The sequence below is a fragment of the Streptomyces soli genome (assembly GCF_003999195.1).
Taxonomy (GTDB): Bacteria; Actinomycetota; Actinomycetes; order Streptomycetales; family Streptomycetaceae; genus Actinacidiphila; species Actinacidiphila soli.
The window spans coordinates 23,692-45,159 of sequence record NZ_RJVR01000359.1; the positions used below are offsets into that span (position 1 = coordinate 23,692).

Sequence of the window (21,468 nt, forward strand, 5' to 3'; positions counted from 1 at the left end):
AGAATCGATCTCAGCCCCCTCTCAGGAACGGCATCCATCCCATGGCCTCGGTCCCTTCCCTTTCCGCCTCGATCCAGCAGCGCGTCGCTGACGCCCTCGGTGCCGACCCGCTGCTGCGACGTAGCGACCGGGCCGACTTCCAGGCCAATGGAGTACTGGGTCTGGCCAAGCGGAACAAGGCCAATCCGCGTGAGGTCGCCGCCCAGGTCGTGGAAGCCCTCCCCACTGGCGACGACGACGGCCTGATCGCCGCCATCGAGGTCTCGGGCCCCGGCTTCCTCAACATCACGGTCAGCGACGCCGCGATCACCCGGACGCTCGCCGCCCGCGCCGCCGACGACCGGCTCGGCGTGCCCCTGAAGGCCGACCCCGGCACCACCGTGGTCGACTACGCGCAGCCGAACGTGGCGAAGGAAATGCACGTCGGCCACCTGCGGTCGTCCGTGATCGGTGACGCGATCACCAAGATCCTCGAGTTCGAGGGCGAAAAGGTGATCCGGCGGCACCACATCGGCGACTGGGGCACCCAGTTCGGCATGCTCGTCCAGTATCTGATCGAGCACCCGCACGAGCTGGACCACGAAGCCGGCGAGACGGCGGCGGGCGAGGAGTCGATGTCCCGCCTGGACCGTGTCTACAAGGCGTCGCGGAAGCTGTTCGACGCGGACGAGGACTTCAAGACCCGCAGCCGCAAGCGGGTCGTCGACCTCCAGGCCGGCGATCCCGAGACGCTGGCGCTGTGGCAGCGGTTCGTCGATGAGTCGAAGATCTACTTCTACTCGGTGTACGACAAGCTGGACATCGCCATCCGTGACGAGGACATCGTCGGCGAGTCCGGCTACAACGACATGCTCATCGAGACCTGCACGCTGCTGGAGGAGTCCGGCGTCGCTGTGCGCTCCAACGGCGCGCTGTGCGTGTTCTTCGACGACATCAAGGGCAAGGACGGCGAGCCGGTCCCGCTGATCGTCCAGAAGGCGGACGGCGGCTTCGGCTACGCCGCCACCGACCTGTCCGCGATCCGCAACCGGACAGCCGACCTGCACGCCGACACCCTGCTCTATGTCGTCGACGCGCGGCAGGCCCTGCACTTCAAGATGGTCTTCGAGGCCGCGCGGCGGATCGGCTGGCTCACCGACGAGGTCACCGTCAAACACCTGCCCTTCGGCACAGTGCTGGGCAAGGACGGCAAGCCGCTGAAGACCCGTGAGGGTGTCTCCACCAAGCTGGAGGACCTGCTGGACGAGGCGGTCCAGCGGGCGGCCGTCGTCATCCGGGCGAAGAACGAGGAGCTGTCCGAGGAAGTGGTCGCGGCGCGCGCCGCCGAGGTCGGCATCGGCGCGATCAAGTACGCCGACCTGTCCACCTCGCTCGGCCGGGACTACGTCTTCGACCTCGACCGGATGGTCTCGCTCACCGGCGACACCAGCGTCTACCTCCAGTACGCCTACGCCCGTATCCGGTCGATCCTCCGCAAGGCGGGGGACGCGAAGCCGGCGGCGCACCCGGAGCTGCCGCTGGCGCCCGCCGAGCGGGCCCTCGGGCTGCTGCTCGACGAGTTCGGCAACACCCTCGCCGGTGTCGCGGAGACGTACGAGCCGCACAAGCTGGCCTCGTACCTCTACTCGGTGGCGTCCGCCCTCGCGACCTTCTACGAGCAGTGCCCGGTCCTGAAGGCCGACACCCCCGAGACCGTCGAGAACCGGCTCTTCCTCGCCGACCTCACCGGCCGCACCCTGCGGCAGGGCATGACGCTGCTGGGTATCCGCACGCCCGAGCAGCTCTAGGGCCTGGGGGGGCGGGCCGCCGTTGTCAGTGGCCCGCCCTACAGTCATGCGGTATGGCGATGCTTCCCAACCCCCTGCCCCAGCTGGCCGATGACCCGACCGGCCACTCCCTCGGGCTCCAACTGCCGCCCGGCAGCGTCCTCGACACCCCCGAGCAGCCCGCCCTGCTCTGGTACGCGGACGAGCCGGCCGCCCCCGATTCCTGGTCGCGGCTGCTGCCCGCGCGGATGGCCGCCGGGCTCCAGCCGGTGCTGGTCGACCTCGAGGACCAGCCGCTGGAGGAGTGGGGGCTCGACCCCGACGCGATGTCCTACCCCGGCGAACACGATCCCGACGATGTCCTGGCCGAGCTGTGGGAGTACGACGAGGACTTCGTGGACGAGGACTGGCCCGGCCTGGCGCCGGCTCAGCAGCCGGCCGCCGGCACCGAACCCGACGCCAGGGCAACGGAGATCGCGGCCGCCCTCGTCCGGGACAAGTGGTCCAGCGACCTCCGCCCGGCCCTGGTCCACGCCCGCCGCAGCGCCGACATACCCGCCGCCCTCGGCTGGTACGGCCCCGTCAACCACGAGAACGACGTCGCCCGGCTCTCCGCCGTCCTGCGCTCCTGGGAGGACCGCTTCGGCATACGCGTCGTCGCCATCGGCTTCGACCAGCTCGTCGTCTCCGTCGGCGCCCCACCGAAGACCCTGGACGACGCCGAGGCCGTCGCCGCCGAGCACTACTCCTTCTGCCCCGACAACATCACCCAGGGCGACCGGGATTACGACACCCTGCGCGCCTACGCCGAACACGCCGTCCTGGGGAAGGACTTCTGGCGCTTCTGGTGGGACTGAGCTTTAGGGCCTGTCCGGCTGATCTCCGTGGCGTCGCGTGCCTCCCCCAGCCTGGCGGCTGGGTGGGGGTCCTCCCCCTGGCTTCGCCGGGGGGACCCCCACCGGCCGAAGGCTGGTGGGGGTCCCCCCGGACGGAGTCCGGGGGAGAGTGCCCACAGGCACCAGCGCTCGCGGCGTTGCCGAAATGCCCTAGTAGCTCTCCCCCAGCCTTCGGCCGGGAGGTACCCCCACCCCCAAGCTCTCGGCTTCGCTCGAGCAGGGGGGACCCCCATCGAGGGCACTCTCCCCCAGACTCCGTCCGGGGGTGCCCCCAGCGCCTTGCGATCGCAGGTGCCGCTGCGGACATCAGCCGCTGGCGCGGCGGGCCGCTCCTTCTCCCACGGAGATCGGCCGGACAGGCCCTAGCGCTTCAGCCGAGCCGCCGGGCGACCTCGGTCGCCCAGTAGGTCAGGATCATGTTCGCGCCGGCGCGGCGGATGCCCGTCAGTGTCTCCATGATCGCCCGGTCACGGTCGATCCAGCCGTTGGCGGCGGCCGCCTCGATCATCGAGTACTCCCCGCTGATCTGGTAGGCCGCCACCGGCACGTCCACCGACTCCGCGACCTTCGCCAGCACGTCCAGATACGGCATCGCGGGCTTCACCATCACCATGTCCGCGCCCTCGGCCAGATCCAGGGCCAGCTCGCGCATCGACTCCCGGAGGTTCGCCGGGTCCTGCTGATACGTCTTCCGGTCGCCCTGCAGCGACGACCCGACGGCCTCCCGGAAGGGCCCGTAGAAAGCCGACGCGTACTTCGCGGTGTACGCGAGGATGCTCACGTCCTGGTATCCGGCGCCGTCCAGTGCCTCCCGGATCACCCGGACCTGGCCGTCCATCATGCCGCTCGGGCCGACCACATGGGCGCCCGCGTCCGCCTGGACCCGGGCCATCTCGGCGTACCGGAGCAGCGTCGCGTCATTGTCGACCCGGCCGGCGGCATCCAGTACGCCGCAGTGGCCGTGGTCGGTGTGCTCGTCCAGGCAGAGGTCGGACATGACCACGATCGCGTCGCCGACCTCGCTGATGACATCCCGGATCGCCACCTGCAGGATCCCGTCCGGGTCCGTCCCCGGCGTACCCACGGCATCCTTCTTCGCATCCTCCGGCACCCCGAACAGCATGAGCCCGCCCACGCCCGCCTCGGCCGCCTCCGCGGCCGCCTTCCGCAGCGTGTCCCTCGAGTGCTGTACGACCCCCGGCATCGCGCTGATCGGCACGGGCTCGCTCACGCCCTCCCGCACGAACATCGGCAGGATCAGCTCCGCCGGATGCAGCCGCGTCTCCGCCACCATCCGCCGCATCGCCGGGCCCACCCGCAACCGCCTCGGCCGCGCCCCCGGAAACTCGCCGTACCCGCTGCCCATCGCTCCGCCTACCTCTGCCTCACACCACGCTTCCCTGTCATCCCACGGTACGCCCGTCCTACCCGCCCTTTTGCCGACGCCGTGCCGGGTCCGATCCTTCACGCCGTGCTCGCACCGCTCGGCCCCAGGGGAGCCTCTCGGGCTTCGCCCGGCTGCGCCGAACTCTCCCCCAGACTCCGTCTGGGTGGGGGTCCTCCCCCTGGCTTCGCCGGGGGTACCCCCACCGGCCGAAGGCTGGTGGGGGTACCCCCGGACGGAGTCTGGGGGAGAGTGCCCCCTCCGCCGTGCCGGGGGCACCGCCCCGTGCCTGGTGTCGTCGGCTGGGCGCGGGCCCGTGGCCGGTGAGCTTTCCCCCACCCCGCCCCTTCCCGAAACCAGGGGCGCTGCCCCTGGACCCCGGACGCGTGCGTTGTTCGGTGCCGGTCCGTGGCCGCTTAGAACCAGCCCGTCCGGCGTTTGAGGACCTGGGGGTGCCCCCGGCGACGCTGGGGGAGGATCTGGGGGTGGGGGTCCTGGTTTCGGGAAGGGGCGGGGGTCAACCGCCCGATGCAGTCAGACGCGGGCGCGGCGCCGGGAGCCGGGGCGGCGTTCGCTGGGGCGGGTGACGGGGTCGCCGGCGGCGACGGCGGAGTCACGGCGCCGGGTGCCGAAGTCCGCGAGGGCCTGGGCGAGCGCCTCCACGGACGGCTCCGGCGACATCACGTCAACCCGCAGCCCATGCTCCTCCGCCGTCTTCGCGGTCGCAGGACCGATGCACGCAATGACGGTCACATTGTGCGGCTTACCCGCGATACCGACCAGATTCCGCACCGTACTCGACGAAGTGAACAGCACCGCGTCGAACCCGCCACCCTTGATCGCCTCGCGCGTGTCCGCCGGCGGCGGCGACGCCCGCACCGTGCGGTAGGCGGTGACGTCGTCGACCTCCCACCCGAGCTCGACGAGCCCCGCGACCAGCGTTTCGGTCGCGATGTCGGCGCGCGGAAGGAACACCCGGTCGATCGGATCGAAAACGGGGTCGTAAGGAGGCCAGTCCTCCAGCAGCCCCGCCGCCGACTGCTCACCACTCGGCACGAGGTCCGGCTTGACGCCGAACTCGACCAGCGACTTCGCCGTCGACTCGCCCACCGCGGCGACCTTTATCCCGGCGAAGGCGCGCGCGTCGAGCCCGTACTCCTCGAACTTCTCGCGCACCGCCTTGACGGCATTCACCGACGTGAAAGCGATCCACTCATAGCGCCCCGTCACGAGCCCCTTCACGGCCCGCTCCATCTGCTGCGGCGTACGCGGCGGTTCAACGGCGATCGTCGGCACCTCTTGCGGCACGGCGCCGTAGGACCGGAGCTGGTCCGACAGGGACGCGGCCTGCTCCTTGGTCCTCGGGACGAGGACCTTCCACCCGAAGAGCGGCTTGGTCTCGAACCAGGAGAGCTGCTCGCGCCGCTCCACGGTCCGCTCGCCGACGACGGCTATCGCCGCGATCGGCCCCTCGGGCGTGGGGAGGGCCTTGGTGGCCTTGAGCTCGGCGGCGATGCTTGCGAGCGTGGCGGTCCACGTACGCTGCCGGGTCGTGGTCCCGGCGACGGTCACCGACAGCGGGGTGTCGGGCTTACGCCCGGCGGAGACCAGCTCGGCTGCGGCGGCGGCTACGGTCTGCAGGGTCGTGGAGACGACCAGCGTGGCGTCACTCGCGCCCGCCTCGGTCCAGCTCCGCGAGCCCGCGCTGGACGCGTCGAGGAAACGTACGTCGCCGCTCAGCGGGACACCGGCGTACGCCGGGACACCCACGGCCGCGGCGACGCCCGGCACCACCTCGAAGGGGATGCCGGCGCGGGCGCAGGCGAGCATCTCCTCGGCGGCGCCGCCGTCGAGGCCGGGGTCGCCTGCGATCGCACGGACGACCCGCTTGCCGGTGCGCGCGGACGCCATGAAAAGCTGGGTAGCGACGGCGGACGCGTCCATCGCGCCCTCGCCGGGCGTGGGTTCGGCCGTGTCCACGCCTGCCCTGGCGTGCGCGCGTACGACGTCGAGGACGTGCGGGTCGGCGATCAGCAGATCGGCGCCGGCCAGAGCCTCGACTGCCCGTAGGGTCAGCAGTCCGGGATCTCCCGGTCCGGCACCGAGGAAGGTGACGTGTCCGCAGGCGGGACTCTTGGTCCCGGAGGTCGTGGTCGCCGCGGCGGCGGTGGGGCTCAAAGTTCGCGCTCCCCCATAAGACCGGCCGCACCCTTGGCGAGCATCTCGGCGGCGAGTTCGCGGCCGAGTGCCGCGGCGTCCTCGCGAGAGGCAGGGGTGGCACCGGTGGTGGACATCTGTACCAGCGACGTGCCGTCGGTCGTGCCGACGACGCCGCGCAGGCGCAGCTCGGAAACCTGCCCGTCGGCCACAAGGTCGGCTAGCGCGCCCACAGGGGCGGAGCAGCCGGCCTCGAGGGCGGCGAGCAGTGCGCGCTCGGCGGTCACGGCGGCCCGGGTGAACGGGTCGTCGAGCTCGGCGAGCACGGAGGCCAGCTCTGCGGATTTCGCAGAGCATTCGATGGCCAACGCCCCCTGGCCGGGGGCAGGCAGTACGGCGTCGGCGGGTATCAGCTGGGTCGCCTCGGCCAAACGGCCGAGCCGGCTCAGCCCGGCGGCGGCGAGGACAACGGCGTCCAGGTCGCCCGAGGCAACATATCCGATCCGGGTGTCGACGTTGCCACGAATCGGCACCGTCTCGATCGCGAGGCCGTGCTGCCGAGCCCAGTGGTTCAGCTGTGCCAGCCGGCGCGGCGAACCGGTACCGATCTTCGCCCTGCGCGGCGAGGCGGCGAGCTGCTCGAAGGTCAGCCCGTCGCGCGCCACCAGCGCGTCCCTGGGGTCCTCGCGGACCGGGATGGCGGCCACCGTCAGCCCCTCGGGGTCGGCGGTCGGCAGATCCTTGAGCGAGTGGACCGCGAAGTCGATCTCACCGGCGAGCATCGCGTCACGCAGCGCCGACACGAAGACCCCGGTGCCCCCGATCTGCGACAGGTGCGCGCGCGAGGTGTCGCCGTACGTGGTGATCTCCACCAGCTCGACGTCCCGCCCGGTCAGCTCTCGGACCTGCTGCGCGACCTGGCCGGACTGCGCCATGGCCAGGGCGCTGCGCCTGGTGCCCAGTTTCAGTGCGTTCGGGCTACTCATGCCCGCCCTCGATTCGGTTCAGCCGTTTCGTCGGCCCGGCTGACGGCGGCGACCGCCTGCGGGTCGAGGTCGAACAGTTCGCGCAGCGCGTCCGCGTACCCGGCGCCGCCGGGTTCGCCCGCGAGCTGCTTGACCCGCACGGTGGGCGCGTGCAGGAGCTTGTCGACGACGCGGCGCACAGTCTGGGTGACCTCGGCCCGCTCGCGTTCGTCCAGGTTCGGGACCCGGCCTTCGAGGCGGGCGAGTTCGGTGGCGACCAGCTCGGCGGCCATGGCACGCAGTGCGATCACGGTCGGCGTGATGTGCGCGGCGCGCTGGGCGGCGCCGAAAGCCGCGACCTCGGCGGAGACGATTTTGCGGACCCTGTCGACATCGGCGGCCATGGGCGCGTCCTGCGCGGCCGTGCCGATGGTCTCCAGGTCGACCAGGTGGGCGCCGTCCAGCGTCCCTACCACGGGGTCGGTGTCGCGCGGCATCGCCAGGTCGAGCAGGCCGATGGGCGCGGAGGCCGTACGGGAGAGCAGCGCGCGGGCGACCGTCTCGGCGGCGATGACCTGCCCGGTCGCGCCGGTACAGGAGACCACGATGTCGGCGTGCGGCAGCTCGGCGGCCAGGTCGTCCATCCGTACCGCCCGGCCGCCGACCGCCTGCGCGAGGCGGGCGGCGCGGTCGTGGGTTCGGTTGGCGACGACGATCTCGCTGACGCCGGCGCGGGCCAGGGTGTTGGCGGCCAGCGAGCTCATGGATCCGGCGCCGACGACCAGGGCGCGCTTGCCCTTGGCCCAGCTGTCGAAGGTGTCGACGCCGCCGATGGCCTGGGCGAGCTGGTCGAAGCCGAAGCTGACCAGCGACTGGCCGGCCCGGTCGATGCCGGTCTCGGAGTGGGCGCGCTTGCCGACCCGCAGCGCCTGCTGGAACAGGTCGTTGAGCAGCCGCCCCGCCGTGTGCTGCTCCTGGCCGACGCTGAGGGTGTCCTTGATCTGGCCGATGATCTGGCCCTCGCCGACGACCATGGAGTCCAGTCCGCAGGCCACCGAGAAGAGGTGGTGGACGGCCCGGTCCTCGTAGTGCACGTACAGATAAGGGGTGAGCTCCTCCAGCGGCACCTCGCTGTGTGCCGCGAGGAGCGTGGACAGCTCGGCGACCCCGGCGTGGAACTTGTCCACGTCCGCGTAGAGCTCGATGCGGTTGCAGGTGGTGAGCACCGCGGCCTCGGCGGCCGGCTCGGCGGCGACCGTCTCGTGCAGCAGCTTGATCCTGGTCTCGTCGGCGAGCGCCGCCCGTTCCAGCATGCTGACCGGGGCGCTGCGGTGGCTCAGACCGACCACGAGAAGACTCATGCCGGCATCACGGCGGGGAGGTCCCCGTCAGATCCCGGACGCTTGATCCCGCCACGTACGGTCTTCGCGGCGACCGGCGGCGTGACCGAATCGACGGCCTCGCTCAGCTCCTCGCCGGCCTTGCGCTGCTCGTGGAAGGCGAGGATCTGCAGCTCGATGGAGAGGTCGACCTTCCGTACGTCCACGCCGTCGGGCACGGTCAGCACGGTGGGCGCGAAATTGAGGATCGAGGTGACCCCGGCGGCGACAAGGCGGTCGCAGACCTCCTGGGCGGCTCCGGCCGGGGTGGTGATCACGCCGATGGACACCTGGTTGTCCTCGACGATGTCCTCCAGCTCGTCGGCGTGCCGTACGGGCAGTCCGGCGATGAGCCTTCCGGCGAGGTGCGCGTCGGCGTCGATGAGCGCGGCGATACGGAAGCCGCGGGAGGCGAAGCCGCCGTAGTTGGCGAGGGCGGCGCCGAGGTTACCCATGCCGACGATCACGACGGGCCAGTCCTGGGTCAGGCCCAGTTCGCGGGAGATCTGGTACACGAGGTACTCGACGTCATAGCCGACGCCCCGGGTTCCGTAGGAACCGAGGTACGAGAAGTCCTTGCGGAGCTTGGCGGAGTTGACCCCGGCGGCCGCCGCGAGTTCCTCGGACGACACGGTGGGCACCGAGCGCTCGGAGAGCGCGGTCAGAGCCCGCAGGTACAGCGGAAGACGGGCGACGGTGGCCTCGGGGATCCCTCGGCTGCGGGTCGCCGGTCGGTGAGTTCGGCCAGTTGCCACGATGCTCCTGCGGGTAGAGCGTGGACGACAGGCGCCACAGTCCCTATGGTCGCCCCGTGTACGCCAATCTATGTCTTTGTGAACGCGTGCACAAAGATGGTGTCCGATTTGCCCGGGGGAAGTGACCGGCATCACGCGCTCTCATTTCCGACATAAGAGACAATTTTCTGCGCCGGAACGTTCCTGCTGCGCGCCACCTCCGTGCTCCGGCGTCCCACCCATGGTGCCTCGACCGCTGCCATCTGCGGCCAGTCCAGCGCCGCCGCCTTCACGACCGCTCCCACCGCGTACGGCTGACGCGCGTGCGAGTGCCGCTCCACCGGCTCGGTCACATACCGCGTGAACAGCCGCGCCGTGGCCCGCGCGTCACCCAGCGCGGTGTGCGCGGACCAGCCGGTGACCCCGGCCGCCTGGGCGCAGGCCCGCAGGCTCAGGGCTCCGGGCAGGGCGCCGCGCAGCGCCGCCATGCGCATCGTGCACATCTCCGGTACGGCGGGGAATTCGACGCCGATACGGGCGTACTCGGCGGCCAGAAACGCCCGGTCGCAGCCCACGTTGTGCCCCACCAGCACCCTGCCGCACAGCAGCCTCAGCAGTTGCGGCGCGATCTGCGCGAAACGCGGGGCTCGGGCAGCCAGCACATGGTGGTGCTCGATGCCGTGGATATGAGTCGGCCCCACCGGGCCCTCGGGGTCGACCAGGGTGGAGAACTCGCCCTCCACGGTCAGTTCGGCGTCGAGGAGCACCACCGCCACCTCGACCACGCGATTGCGCCGCGAACTGGACCCGGTCGCCTCAAGGTCCACCACGGCGAAACCCCCGTGCACCCCCTGAAACCTGCCCGGGAGCACGCCGTCACCATCCTTAGACACGCACCCCCGCTGCAGAACTTCTGCAAAACGACCTCGATGGTAATCGAAGCCACGGGCGGAAAGGAACGTGACCATTTCGCCCACCGGGGGCCACGCGGCCCGGCTCAGCCGCCCAGCGCGCGCCTCAGCCGGCCCTCGTCCACCCGCCAGAAGGTGTGCTGTTCGCCGTCCACCAGGACGACGGGGATCTGTTCCCAGTACGCGCGGTACAGCTCCTCGTCCTGGTTGATGTCGCGCTCCTCCACCGCCGCTCCCAGCTCCGCGGCGACTTTCTCGATCACCACGCGTGCGTCGTCGCACAGATGGCAGCCGGGTTTGCCGATGAGCGTCACAGTCCTCATGCCCGCCATTGTGCCCCCGGGCCCGCTCGGGTTCCGGCCCACCGCTGGCCCGGAGTAACAGATCCGTCGCAAGGAGTTCACCCGACCGCTCCATGCCCGCATCGGGACTGCTGAACAGACTGACTATGCTCGCCACATGGCCGCTCTGCGATGGCTCACCCCCCGTAGGCGCTCCGCGACCGCGCGCAGCGTCCTGGCAGGCGAGGCCGCGGCCGAGGCCGCCCTCGCGGCTCCGCTGCCCAAGCAGGCGGAACCCGCGGAAGAAGGCGTGCCCGCCGCACCGCCGGAGTTCCCCGTCGTCGGGGACCCGCACGCCGCCGCCTTCTTCGACCTCGACAACACGGTGATGCAGGGCGCGGCCCTCTTCCACTTCGGCCGGGGCCTGTACAAGCGGAAGTTTTTCCACAAGCGCGACCTGGTCCGCTTCGCCTGGCAGCAGGCGTACTTCCGGATGGCCGGCTCCGAGGACCCCGAGCACATGCAGGAGGCGCGCGACAGCGCCCTGTCGATCGTCAAGGGGCACCGCGTCGAGGAACTCATGTCCATCGGCGAGGAGATCTACGACGAGTACATGGCCGGCAAGATCTGGCCCGGCACCCGCGCCCTCGCCCAGGCCCACCTGGACGCCGGCCAGCGGGTCTGGCTGGTCACCGCCGCCCCCGTCGAGACCGCCACGATCATCGCCCGCCGCCTCGGCCTCACCGGCGCACTGGGCACCGTCGCCGAGCACATCAACGGCGTCTACACCGGCCGCCTGGTCGGCGAACCGCTGCACGGCCCCTCCAAGGCCGAGGCCGTCAAGGCGCTGGCCGTCGCCGAGGGACTCGAACTCTCGCGCTGCGCCGCGTACAGCGATTCGTCGAACGACATCCCGATGCTCTCTTTGGTCGGACATCCGTACGCGATCAATCCTGACGCCCGGCTGCGCAAGCACGCCCGCCGCGAAGACTGGCGGCTGCGCGACTACCGGACGGGCCGCAAGGCGGCGAAAATCGGCATCCCCGCGGCCGCCGGAGTCGGCGCCGTGGCCGGGGGCGCGGCGGCCGCCGTGGCCCTGCAACGCCGCCGCCGCTAGGGACACGCGCGGTCACGACACCGGTCACGGCAGGCCGGCCGAGCCCATCCCTTCGGTCTTCCCCCTCTGGGCCCACCCCAGTCCCCGCTGTGTCACACAGCCACAACACGCACTCCACGCGAGCATTTCACGACCCCATATGGTCAATTCCGTTTTCACGTTCGATAATTGAGTGGTCACCAATCCGCCAGAGAGTGGGCGGAATCGGCGATTTCAGCGACTCGGTGTAGCGTCTCCTGCACGAAGCGTTATTCTCCTCAGACGCAATCCGGTTCCCACGCGTCGCTACGACGGGTGAACGGTTCCGTACTGCACGTGATGGAAGTTCTGCCTCTGGGAGTCCCGTGTACCCACACACCGGGGTTGACGCCTCTGGCTTGGCTACGTTGCGCGCACTGGTGGCCGACCACCTGCGCGCCCTTGTCCCCACGTACGCCATGCCCGCCCTCGCCACGCCCGTGCCCGCCGGTTCCGCTTACGGTCCGCTCTACGCCATGGCCGAGGCGGGCACCGCCGTCGGCCGCCGCACCACCCGGCACAACACACAAGCCCAGGGCGCCAACTCCGCGTCCCGCCGCCCCGCCGCCGACAGCGACAGCGGCCGCATGATGGACCTGGTCGAACGAGCCCAGGCCGGCGAGACCGAGGCCTTCGGCCGACTGTACGACCACTACTCCGACACGGTGTACCGCTACATCTACTACCGCGTGAACGGCAAGGCCACCGCCGAGGACCTCACAAGCGAGACCTTTCTGCGCGCCCTTCGCCGTATCGGGACCTTCACCTGGCAGGGCCGCGACTTCGGCGCCTGGCTGGTCACCATCGCCCGCAATCTGGTCGCCGACCACTTCAAGTCGAGCCGTTTCCGCCTCGAAGTCGTCACCGGCGAAATGCTCGACGCCAACGAGGTCGAGCGCAGCCCCGAGGACTCCGTCCTGGAGGCGCTCTCCAACGAGTCACTGCTCAAGGCCGTCCGCAAGCTCAACCCCCAGCAGCAGGAGTGCGTCACGCTCCGCTTCCTCCAGGGCCTTTCGGTCGCCGAGACCGCCCGAGTCATGGGCAAGAACGAGGGCGCGATCAAGACCCTCCAGTACCGCGCGGTGCGCACACTGGCCCGACTGCTCCCCGAAGACGCCCGGTGAGATCCGTTGCGCGAATCCGCACGATCCGATCATCATGACTGCGTAACCCAACTCGTACGGCACTCGTTGCATCAAATGCAGACCCCCCACTGCGGTGCCCTGCTCGCTTCCGGTCACTCGATCGGGTGGACAGGCTCAAGGAACGCAACCTTCCGGGCGCTTCGGGGAGTCGAGTGTGAATGACGAGAGGAGGTGCCGCCCGTGATCGCGAACCCAACAGCGCACCGGCGGGCGAACGCCTTCGCCGAGGCCCTGGAGGACGCCGGTCCCCAGGCGGTCGGCGAGCAGCAGCACGGTGCTCATGCCGCTCATGCGGCGGACCGGCATGCCGACCCGGACCAGGGCCGAATGCTGGCCCTGGCGGACGCCCTTGAGGACGTACCCCGGCCAACGCTGGACCCCGCGAAGAAGATCGAGCAGCGCGCCCAGCTGATCGCCGCCATGGAGGCGGCGCTCGCCGACGGCACCCTCAAGGTGCCCGAGCAGCGCGGCAGCAGCAGCACCCGCAACGGTGCCCACCGCTACAAACCCAGCTCCCGCTGGGGCCGCCGGCTCGCCGCCGGCGGACTGTCGGTCGGCGTCGCCGCCGGCGCCCTCGGCGGCGTCGCGGCAGCCAGCACCGACGCGCTGCCCGGCGATACGCTCTACGGCCTCAAGCGCGGCATGGAGGACATGCGGCTCAATTTGGCCGACAACGACGCCGCCCGGGGCAAGGTCTACCTCGACCTCGCCTCCACCCGCTTCCAGGAGGCCCGCCGCCTCATGGAGCGCGGCAGGAACGGCAGTCTCGACGACGCGTCGGTCGGCGAGATCGGCAAGGCCCTGTCCGGCATGCAGCAGGAGGCCTCCGAGGGCCACCGCCTGCTCAGCGCCGCCTACCGCAGGGACGGCTCCCTGCAGCCGATCGAGGCGCTCTCCGCCTTCTCCTCCAGCCACCGCCAAGGCTGGACCGAGCTGCGCAACCGCCTCCCCTCCAGGCTCACGGACGTCGGTAACCGGGTCAACTCCGTCTTCGACGCCATAGAGCAGGAAGTCGGCCCGCTCCAGAAGCTGCTCCCCCCGTCCACCGGCGGCACCGCCGACAACCGCAACGGCCCCCCCAACGGCACCCGTTCCGGCACCTCCGGCAAACCGGCGCCCTCGGTCACGGGCTCCGCCACCGGCAAATCCACCGGATCCGGCAAGTCCAGCCCCTCCTCCTCCGGCACCTCCTCCGACAACAACCTCATCGGCGGCCTCGTCGACGGCGGCTCCACCTCCACCCCCAGTAACTCCCCCTCCAGCTCCGCCGACTCCACCCAACCCTCCGTCACCCTCCCCCCGCTCCTCCCCGGCCTCCTACCGGGCCTGGGCCTGGCGGCCGAGGACGACTAGCAGCAACAAGGCGGCGGGCGGAGCTGAGAATCAGCTCCGCCCGCCGCCTTGTTGCTTCGCAAGAGGGGCCCCAAGGAGTGCCTAGAAGAACACCGAACGCCGCTGCACCAGCAGCTTGTAGAGGGTGTGCTGGATCGTCTCGCGCACCTGATCCGTCAGGTTGAACACCAGCATCGGGTCGTCCGCCGCCTCCGGCGCATAGCAGTCCGTCGGGATCGGCTCGCCGAACTGGATCGTCCACTTCGTCGGCAGCGGCACCATCCCCAGCGGCCCCAGCCAGGGGAAGGTGGGCGTCACCGGGAAGTAGGGAAAGCCCAGCAGCCTGGCGACGGTCTTGGCGTTGCCGACCATGGGGTAGATCTCCTCCGCGCCCACGATGGAGCACGGCACGATCGGCACGCCGGTCTTGAGGGCCGTGGCGACAAACCCGCCCCGCCCGAAGCGCTGCAGCTTGTAGCGCTCGGAGAAGGGCTTGCCGAGGCCCTTGAAGCCCTCGGGCATGACGCCGACGACCTCGCCGCGCTCCAGCAGCCGTTGCGCGTCCTCCGCGCAGGCAAGCGTGTGGCCGGCCTTGCGCGCAAGCTCGTTGACGACCGGCAGCACGAACACCAGGTCCGCGGCGAGCAGCCGCAGGTGCCGCCCCGCCGGGTGGTGGTCGTGTACGGCGACCTGCATCATCAGGCCGTCCATCGGCAGCGTGCCGGAGTGGTTGGAGACGACCAGGGCGCCGCCCTCGTCCGGGATGTTCTCGATGCCCTTGACCTCGACCCGGAAGTACTGGTCGTACAGCGGCCGCAGCAGCGACATCAGCACCTGGTCGGTGAGCTCCTGGTCGTAGCCGAAGTCGTCGACCTCGTAGTCGCCGGTGACGCGGCGCCGCAGGAAGGCCAGGCCGTGCGCGACCTTGCGGTCCCAGAGGCCACCCAGCAGTCGGTCGGCAAAGCCCCCGAGGGCGTCCGTAAGCGCCTCGACGGACGCGGGCAGCGACGGCTGCGCCGCCGAGCCGCCCGGGGCCTCCTGGGGCTCGGCGGACACCGGAGCCGGGTCCTCCTGCCCGTCCTGGCCACCGCCACCGGCCTGGGTCTGCGGTACGGCACTGAGCGGAGGCGGCACCGCCGGACTGCCCGGACCCGTGTCACCCTTTGTGCGGGCCCGGCCTCGGGGACGCGGTGTGCCCCGGCGCGAACGGGTGTCCTCATCGAACGGGATGACCTTGGCGTCCGCCATGGCTCGGCTCCTCCTCGTTTGGGCACTCACGTCTGGTCACCGCCCGTGGGCACCAGCGCGGCCAGCCGGTCGACGCCACGGGCCAGCCGTTCGGGCGGCAGCAGACCTGGTCCGCGGCTGCGCGCGAAGTCGCAGAAGGCACCGGCGGTGGTGAACTTCGGTGTGAATCCGAGCGTCTCACGCATCTGCGTCGTGTCCACCACCCGGCCGTGTGTCAGCAGCCTGATCTGCTCGGGCGAGAAGTCCGTGATCCCCGCCGTGCGCAGCGTCTGCGCCACCCACGTCACCGCCGGCAACAGCACCGGCACCGTCGGTTTGCCGAGCCGCCGCGCGGTCTGCGACAGCAGCAGTACCCCGTCCCCCGCCACATTGAACGTCCCGCTGTTGAGCGTGCCGCGCGCCGGGTCCCGCAGCGCGAGCAGCAGCACATCGATGACGTCGTCCTCGTGGACGAACTGCAGCCTCGGGTCATAGCCGAAGACCGTCGGCAGCACCGGCAGCGCGAAGTACTCCGACAGCGGCGTATCCGTCCGCGGCCCAAGGATGTTTGCGAACCGCAGCACCGCCACCGCCACATCCGGGCGGCGGCGCGCGAAGCCTCGTACGTACCCCTCGACCTCGACCGCGTCCTTGGCGAAGCCGCCCCTGGGCAGCGACTTGGGCGGCATCGTCTCGGTGAAGACCGCCGGGTCGCGTGGCGCCGACCCGTACACGCTGGTCGTGGACTTCACCACCAGCCGCCGTACGGTCGGTGCCTTCTGGCACGCGCCGAGCAGCTGCATCGTGCCGATGACGTTGGTCTCCTTGACCGCCGCGCGGCCGCCCTTGCCGGGCAGCGTGCCGCTGACGTCCATGTGGAGAACCGTGTCGACGCCGTGCTCGGCGAGCACTCTGGCGATCATCGGGTGGCGGATATCGGCCCGTACGAACTCGGCGCCGCCCAGATGATGCTCCGGCGGCACGGCGTCGACGCCGATCACCCGGTCGACGTCCGGCTCGCGCATGACGCGCCGTACGAGCCTTCCGGAGAGCTGCCGGGCGACTCCGGTGACGAGCACCACCTTGCCCAAGATCCGTGCCTCCCCTGGCTGTGCTGGCTGTGCGATTGCTGTGTACGCACCGTATCGGGTTGATGTTGCGCTGTGATGACGTCCGAGCCTACGAACATCGGGGAAATAAAGGACATGGCCGGAAGACGCCGCTGCCCTCCCGCCTCCGCGGATGCGGTGACGAGAGGGCAGGGAAAGCGATACGCGTAGCTCGCTTACTTCTTGTTGCGACGCTGCACACGCGTCCGCTTCAGCAGCTTGCGGTGCTTCTTCTTGGCCATACGCTTGCGCCGCTTCTTGATGACAGAGCCCACGACTACCCTCGCTTCGTTTCCACTCGGTGCGGGGCGTCCGAGCCCACACGACCTACGTCGGCCAAGCCTACCCGCCCCGAAGCGGGGAGCCTAAACCGGGCAGTACGAAGGCCGTGCAGACCGCTGTCAGGCAGATTCCCCCACCCCCACGTAGGACTCGCGAAGATAGTCATGGACGGCCTGCTCCGGTACCCGGAAGGACCTGCCCACCCGGATGGCCGGCAGATGACCGCTGTGCACCAGTCGGTACACGGTCATCTTGGAAACTCGCATCACCGCGGCGACCTCCGCCACAGTCAGGAAAACGACCTCGTTGAGAGGCCTGTCGCTAGAAGCCATGACACACCTGAACCTTCCGCACATGTCGGACACCGGCTTCCCCTCCGGCGCTCCTGCTCGCACGTGCGCTCCTCCCCAGACTAGGTGCGGGTGATGCAAGTGGGGAAGAGGAGTAGCGATCGGTTCACTACTGTGACAGACACGCTCGATTGAGTACATAGCGCGTAAGCGGTCGGTAGTAATCGGACCGCACAGCGTCATCAAGCGGAACCACGACCGACATCCGGCCCTCCGCCTGCGCCACGAACACCGCAGGATCGTCGGAATCAGCCAGTCCGATCGCCTCAATGCCCAGCTGACCTGCCCCGCATACCCATCCGTGGTCCCCCACCACGAGGCGCGGCAACCGCCGTCCGCGTCCGCCCGCCCCGGCGAGCGCGGCGCGAACCGGGAGGGGGGAGTGCGTGTGCACCCCCGGCTCACGCCCGGGCGCGATGGTGGGCGTGGCACACACGACCGCGACTCCGCCTACGTACCGCAGATAGTGGCGGCGTAGACCGAATTGCGTCGGCATGTCGATACATCGACCATGCGATGGTGTGAGAACCGGACACCCCGCCGCCGACAACGCTCCCGCCAATGCGGCGTAGAAACCATGCAGCCGTTGCGGATGTCCCGTCCCGAGCAGCACGGGTTCCCTGTGGTCCGCCGCCGATCGGATCCGGTCCGCGAACGCGTCAAGTGCCGCCACCGTACGGTCCGGGTCGATCACATCGTGCCCCGAGGTGTGTGCCGGATCAGGCGATACGCCACACCGTTCCGCCATCAACCGCAGCAACTCCCCCACCGTCCATGCCCGCTCCGGATCCAGCCCCAGCATCTGCCGCGGATCCCCCGCCGCGAACAGCCGATAGCTCCGCAGGCTCTTCTCCCGCAACGTAGCGATCGGCCCCGCCAACCGGGCCGCCAGCAGGTGCGCGCGCAGCGCGCCGACACTCAGCACGGCGCGATGCTCTCGCTATACGGGCCTGTGCTGGGCCGGAACGACCGAAATCAACCCGAACGTGTCGTCCCAGTCCAGCCCGTCCGGCGAATGAGGACTTGGGGGTTACCCCCTCTGGGGGAGGGTCCAGGGGGTGGGGGCACTCCCCCAGAGGGGGTAACCCCACCCAAACGAAGCTTTGGGGGAGAGCCCGCTGGTTTCGGGAAGGGGCGGAATTGGGGCGGAATGGGGGAGAAAAACCCCCTACGGCAACAACCCGTGCGACGGGAACACCGCCCGCCGAGTCGCAAGCACCGCCTGGTCCAACCGATCCGCCGGGTCATACCCCGCGTCATCGAACCCCCGCCAAGCCGCATCCCGCCCGTCCGTCATCCGCAGCGGCGCCAGCCTCCGCGTCCGCCGGTACACCTCGTGCCGCCACCCCTCCGGCGTCTCCGCCTCCGGCGCGATCGGCCGCCCCGCCGCGAACGCCACCAGATGCGTCCACGTACGCGGCACCACATCGACGACCTCGTAGCCGCCCCCGCCCAGGGCGACCCACCGCCCCTCCGCATGCTCATGCGCGAGGTCATGGCAGGCCTCGGCCACCGCCCGCTGCGCGTCCAGGCTTACCGCCAGATGGGCCAACGGGTCCTCGAAGTGCGTATCGGCGCCATGCTGCGTCACCAGCGCCTGCGGCCGGAACGCCGCCACCAGCTCCGGCACCACCGCGTGGAACGCCCGCAGCCATCCCGCGTCACCCGTCCCGGCCGGCAGCGCGACATTGACCGCCGAGCCCTCCGCCTCCGGCCCACCGGTCTCCTCCGGCCAGCCGGTCTGCGGGAAGAGGGTGCGCGGGTGTTCGTGCAGCGAGATCGTGAGCACGCGCGGGTCGTCCCAGAAGATCGCCTGCACACCGTCGCCGTGGTGCACGTCCACGTCCACGTACACGACCCGCTCCGCGCCCAGTTCCAGCAGCCGGGCGACCGCCAACGCCGCGTCGTTGTACACACAGAAGCCGGAAGCCGTCCCCGGCATCGCGTGGTGGAGGCCCCCCGCGAAGTTCACGGCGTGCGTCGCCTCCCCGCGCCACACGGCCTCGGCCGCGCCCACGGACTGCCCCGCGATGAGCGCCGCCGCATCGTGCATGCCCTCGAACGCCGGGTTGTCCGGCGTACCGATCCCGTACTCGATCTCCGCGGCACTCGGATCCTCCGACGCCCGCCGCACCGCGGCCACGTAATCCGGCCGGTGCACCAGCCCCAGCGTCGAGTCCCCCGCCTCGGGGGCCGCCGTGACCGTGACGCCCTCGGCCCGGTCCAGGCCGAACTCCCGGATCAGCCCGATGGTCAGTGCGAGTCGCACCGGATCCATCGGGTGACCGGGGCCGAAGTTATAGCCCGTTACCTGCTCATCCCACATCAGCTGTGCGCGGCCGCTCATGGCCGACACCGTATCTGGCCGGGTCCGCATCGAACGAGCGGGCATACAGAAGCGTGGCGCCCACGAGCACCATCGGGACCAGCATCGCCCCGCGGTAACTCCACACGTCGCCCAGCGCCCCCACCAGCGGTGAGCCGATCAGAAAGCCGACGTAATTGAAGACGTTCAGCCGCGCGATCGCCGCGTCCGAAGCCCCCGGGAAGAGCCGGCCGGCGGCGGCGAAGGTCTGCGGCACGATCACACACAGCCCGAACCCGAGGATCGTGAAGCCCAGAATCCCCACCCACGCCCCTGGCGCGGCCGCCACCACCGCGAACCCGCCCATCGCCAGCAGCGAGCCCGCCCTGACCACCGCCGCCGCCCCGAAGCGCCGCACCCCGAAGTCCCCCAGGGCACGGCCGAGCAGCGTCGTGACCATGTAGACGTTGTACGGAACCGTAGAAAGCTGGTCCGAGCTGCCCAGCACATCCTGCAGGTACTTCGGGCTCCAGTTGGAGACCGTCGAATCCCCGATGTACGCGAAGGCCATCACCATGCACAGCGGCAGCAACAGCTTCATCGCCACCGGCACCGGCGCCGCCGTCCCGGCCCCCTCGCCCTTCGCCCCCGGGACCTGGCCCTGCTCCTGGTCGACGTACCAACGGCTGGCGACCAGCACCACCGGAATCAGCACCGCCGCAACCGGCCCGTACAACACCACGAGCGACAGATGCCAGTGCGCCCCCACCCAAGCCAGCGACGCCCCCAGAATCCCGCCCAGGCTGTACGTCGCGTGGAAGCCCAGCATGATGCTGCGCCCGTACGCGTGCTGCAGGCTCACCCCCAGCACATTCATCGACGCGTCCAGCCCGCCGACGCAGATCCCGAACACCGCCAGCGACACCGCCAGCTCCCACAACCGGTCGCCCGACCCCGCACCCACCAGCGCCAGACACACCGCCGGCTGAACCCACCTCAGCACCACCGACGGCCGGACCCGCTTCAGCACATGCTCCGTCGTCACGCTGCCGACCCCGGCCAGGATCGGCACAGCGGCAAGGAAGAGCGGCAGCATCCCGTCACTGACCCCGTAACGGTCCTGCAGCGCCGGGATCCGGGTCACCAGCAGAGCGAAAACCACACCCTGCGCGAAGAAACTGACGGCCAACGAGGCCCGCCCATGCCGCAATCTGCCGTCTATGCCGTCCATGAGCGTGCAGCGTAGGGCCGGAAGCTACGCGTCGGTAGATAGCCCCGGTCAACAGTTCGTATCAGCTGAAGAGCACGCCGGGCAGCTCCGCCATATCCGCGAACAGCGTCCGCGCCCCCGCCAGCTTGCCCGGCGGCGTCATGGCAATGAACCCGTACACATCCATCCCCGCCGCCACCGCGGCCTCCACCCCGAGCGGACTGTCCTCCACCACCGCACACCGCTCCGGCGCGAACCCCATCACCCGCGCCGCATGAAGGAAGAGATCCGGCGCCGGCTTCCCACGCCCCACATCCTGCGAGCTGAAGATCCGCTCCTCCGTGAAGCGCTCGTACAACCCCGTCGTCCGGAGCCCCACCCTGATCCGCTCATGGCTCCCGGACGACGCGACGCAGTACGGAATCCCCTCCGCCTCAAGCTTCTCCAGGACGGCCGCCACGCCGGGCACAGGCTTCAACTCCCGCCGGAACGCCTCAAAAACCCTCTGATGAAAGGTGTCATCGAAGTCCGCCGGCAACCGCCGCCCGGTCCGCTCGACGACCACGTCATGGACCCGGTGCATCGCCGAGCCCATGAAGTCCCGTATCGAATCCTCGTACGTGGTGGGGTGCCCCAGCTCCGTCAGATACTCGGCGAGCATCCGGTTGGAGATGGGCTCGCTGTCCACCAGGACACCGTCGTTGTCGAAGATCACCAGGTCATAGCGCACCCGCCAACTCTAATCTCCACAACGCAAAAAAGCCTCAGCCCCCGAGCGCAAGGCTCAGGGGCTGAGGCTAATGATTGTTCGGCGGCGTCCTACTCTCCCACAGGGTCCCCCCTGCAGTACCATCGGCGCTGAAAGGCTTAGCTTCCGGGTTCGGAATGTAACCGGGCGTT

Annotated in this window: 20 protein-coding genes and 1 rRNA gene; 5 read left to right on the plus strand and 16 right to left on the minus strand. The window is 70.2% G+C overall.

Going from position 1 to position 21,468, the window contains the following annotated elements; all coding sequences use genetic code 11:
- Nucleotides 1-41 precede the first annotated feature (41 nt).
- On the plus strand, nt 42-1,787 hold the full coding sequence (gene argS, locus EFK10_RS44180) for an arginine--tRNA ligase (protein WP_127361267.1): 1,746 nt from the start codon (nt 42-44) through the stop codon (nt 1,785-1,787).
- 53 nt (nt 1,788-1,840) lie between these two features.
- Entirely contained in the window at nt 1,841-2,623 is a 783-nt protein-coding gene (locus tag EFK10_RS44185; protein WP_127361268.1) for a DUF4253 domain-containing protein, read from the plus strand.
- A gap of 409 nt (nt 2,624-3,032) precedes the next feature.
- On the opposite strand, the gene hemB is transcribed toward EFK10_RS44185, so the two are convergent.
- From hemB to EFK10_RS44220, 7 genes are all read right to left on the minus strand, one after another.
- Nucleotides 3,033-4,028, minus strand: coding sequence for a porphobilinogen synthase (hemB, locus tag EFK10_RS44190; protein ID WP_127361269.1), 996 nt, complete (start codon nt 4,026-4,028; stop codon nt 3,033-3,035).
- A 552-nt stretch (nt 4,029-4,580) separates the two neighbouring features.
- The gene (locus tag EFK10_RS44195) at nt 4,581-6,224 is read right to left on the minus strand and encodes a bifunctional uroporphyrinogen-III C-methyltransferase/uroporphyrinogen-III synthase (RefSeq protein WP_127361270.1); all 1,644 of its coding nucleotides are present in this window, start codon (nt 6,222-6,224) and stop codon (nt 4,581-4,583) included.
- Complete coding sequence (gene hemC, locus EFK10_RS44200; RefSeq protein WP_127361271.1) at nt 6,221-7,189, minus strand: hydroxymethylbilane synthase; 969 nt, start codon at nt 7,187-7,189, stop codon at nt 6,221-6,223. The genes EFK10_RS44195 and hemC overlap by 4 nt, the downstream gene beginning before the upstream one ends.
- The gene (locus tag EFK10_RS44205; RefSeq protein ID WP_127361272.1) at nt 7,186-8,529 is read right to left on the minus strand and encodes a glutamyl-tRNA reductase; all 1,344 of its coding nucleotides are present in this window, start codon (nt 8,527-8,529) and stop codon (nt 7,186-7,188) included. Before EFK10_RS44205 ends, hemC begins: the two co-directional genes overlap by 4 nt.
- Complete coding sequence (locus EFK10_RS44210) at nt 8,526-9,302, minus strand: redox-sensing transcriptional repressor Rex (RefSeq protein WP_127361273.1); 777 nt, start codon at nt 9,300-9,302, stop codon at nt 8,526-8,528. The genes EFK10_RS44205 and EFK10_RS44210 overlap by 4 nt, the downstream gene beginning before the upstream one ends.
- Before the next feature lie 131 nt (nt 9,303-9,433).
- Nucleotides 9,434-10,129, minus strand: coding sequence for a 3'-5' exonuclease (locus tag EFK10_RS44215; protein ID WP_240677853.1), 696 nt, complete (start codon nt 10,127-10,129; stop codon nt 9,434-9,436).
- 149 nt (nt 10,130-10,278) lie between these two features.
- Nucleotides 10,279-10,524, minus strand: coding sequence for a glutaredoxin family protein (locus EFK10_RS44220; RefSeq protein WP_127361275.1), 246 nt, complete (start codon nt 10,522-10,524; stop codon nt 10,279-10,281).
- Between the two features lie 127 nt (nt 10,525-10,651).
- Here EFK10_RS44220 and EFK10_RS44225 point away from each other — a divergent pair, with 127 nt between their 5' ends.
- From EFK10_RS44225 to EFK10_RS48270, 3 genes are all read left to right on the plus strand, one after another.
- Nucleotides 10,652-11,590 (plus strand): HAD family hydrolase, encoded by a 939-nt coding sequence (locus tag EFK10_RS44225; RefSeq protein ID WP_127361276.1) that lies wholly within the window; start codon nt 10,652-10,654, stop codon nt 11,588-11,590.
- A 344-nt stretch (nt 11,591-11,934) separates the two neighbouring features.
- Nucleotides 11,935-12,732 carry an ECF subfamily RNA polymerase sigma factor, BldN family gene (locus EFK10_RS44230; protein WP_127361277.1) on the plus strand — a complete coding sequence of 266 codons (798 nt, stop codon included), beginning with the start codon at nt 11,935-11,937 and terminating at the stop codon, nt 12,730-12,732.
- A gap of 201 nt (nt 12,733-12,933) precedes the next feature.
- Complete coding sequence (locus tag EFK10_RS48270; RefSeq protein WP_164836431.1) at nt 12,934-14,106, plus strand: DUF5667 domain-containing protein; 1,173 nt, start codon at nt 12,934-12,936, stop codon at nt 14,104-14,106.
- A gap of 81 nt (nt 14,107-14,187) precedes the next feature.
- Here EFK10_RS48270 and EFK10_RS44240 read toward each other — a convergent pair whose 3' ends face one another.
- The 9 genes from EFK10_RS44240 to rrf form a co-directional block, all read right to left on the minus strand.
- Entirely contained in the window at nt 14,188-15,333 is a 1,146-nt protein-coding gene (locus tag EFK10_RS44240) for a lysophospholipid acyltransferase family protein (RefSeq protein ID WP_127361278.1), read from the minus strand.
- 26 nt (nt 15,334-15,359) lie between these two features.
- A complete protein-coding gene (locus EFK10_RS44245) occupies nt 15,360-16,403 on the minus strand; it encodes an NAD-dependent epimerase/dehydratase family protein (RefSeq protein ID WP_127361279.1) in 1,044 nt (347 codons plus the stop codon).
- Between the two features lie 194 nt (nt 16,404-16,597).
- The gene (locus EFK10_RS44250) at nt 16,598-16,696 is read right to left on the minus strand and encodes a 30S ribosomal protein bS22 (protein WP_003948845.1); all 99 of its coding nucleotides are present in this window, start codon (nt 16,694-16,696) and stop codon (nt 16,598-16,600) included.
- Between the two features lie 126 nt (nt 16,697-16,822).
- Complete coding sequence (locus tag EFK10_RS44255; protein WP_164836433.1) at nt 16,823-17,035, minus strand: helix-turn-helix domain-containing protein; 213 nt, start codon at nt 17,033-17,035, stop codon at nt 16,823-16,825.
- A gap of 127 nt (nt 17,036-17,162) precedes the next feature.
- Nucleotides 17,163-17,978, minus strand: coding sequence for a phosphatase (locus EFK10_RS44260; RefSeq protein ID WP_127361280.1), 816 nt, complete (start codon nt 17,976-17,978; stop codon nt 17,163-17,165).
- Nucleotides 17,979-18,221: 243 nt separating this feature from the next.
- The gene (locus tag EFK10_RS44265; protein ID WP_127361281.1) at nt 18,222-19,400 is read right to left on the minus strand and encodes an acetoin utilization protein AcuC; all 1,179 of its coding nucleotides are present in this window, start codon (nt 19,398-19,400) and stop codon (nt 18,222-18,224) included.
- Nucleotides 19,369-20,589 (minus strand): MFS transporter, encoded by a 1,221-nt coding sequence (locus EFK10_RS44270; RefSeq protein ID WP_127361282.1) that lies wholly within the window; start codon nt 20,587-20,589, stop codon nt 19,369-19,371. Before EFK10_RS44270 ends, EFK10_RS44265 begins: the two co-directional genes overlap by 32 nt.
- A gap of 61 nt (nt 20,590-20,650) precedes the next feature.
- Nucleotides 20,651-21,298 (minus strand): HAD family hydrolase, encoded by a 648-nt coding sequence (locus tag EFK10_RS44275; RefSeq protein WP_127361283.1) that lies wholly within the window; start codon nt 21,296-21,298, stop codon nt 20,651-20,653.
- Nucleotides 21,299-21,374: 76 nt separating this feature from the next.
- Nucleotides 21,375-21,468: ribosomal RNA gene (gene rrf, locus EFK10_RS44280) — 5S ribosomal RNA — on the minus strand; the annotation flags it as partial.

Excerpts from the sequence above, each read along its gene's own strand:
- EFK10_RS44270 (WP_127361282.1), bottom strand. The coding sequence starts at position 20,589 with ATGGACGGCATAGACGGCAGATTGCGGCATGGGCGGGCCTCGTTGGCC.
- argS (WP_127361267.1), top strand. The coding sequence starts at position 42 with ATGGCCTCGGTCCCTTCCCTTTCCGCCTCGATCCAGCAGCGCGTCGCT.
- EFK10_RS44240 (WP_127361278.1), bottom strand. The coding sequence starts at position 15,333 with ATGGCGGACGCCAAGGTCATCCCGTTCGATGAGGACACCCGTTCGCGC.
- EFK10_RS44265 (WP_127361281.1), bottom strand. The coding sequence starts at position 19,400 with ATGAGCGGCCGCGCACAGCTGATGTGGGATGAGCAGGTAACGGGCTAT.
- EFK10_RS44205 (WP_127361272.1), bottom strand. The coding sequence starts at position 8,529 with ATGAGTCTTCTCGTGGTCGGTCTGAGCCACCGCAGCGCCCCGGTCAGC.
- EFK10_RS44255 (WP_164836433.1), bottom strand. The coding sequence starts at position 17,035 with ATGGCTTCTAGCGACAGGCCTCTCAACGAGGTCGTTTTCCTGACTGTG.
- hemC (WP_127361271.1), bottom strand. The coding sequence starts at position 7,189 with ATGAGTAGCCCGAACGCACTGAAACTGGGCACCAGGCGCAGCGCCCTG.
- EFK10_RS44225 (WP_127361276.1), top strand. The coding sequence starts at position 10,652 with ATGGCCGCTCTGCGATGGCTCACCCCCCGTAGGCGCTCCGCGACCGCG.
- hemB (WP_127361269.1), bottom strand. The coding sequence starts at position 4,028 with ATGGGCAGCGGGTACGGCGAGTTTCCGGGGGCGCGGCCGAGGCGGTTG.
- EFK10_RS44220 (WP_127361275.1), bottom strand. The coding sequence starts at position 10,524 with ATGGCGGGCATGAGGACTGTGACGCTCATCGGCAAACCCGGCTGCCAT.
- EFK10_RS44185 (WP_127361268.1), top strand. The coding sequence starts at position 1,841 with ATGGCGATGCTTCCCAACCCCCTGCCCCAGCTGGCCGATGACCCGACC.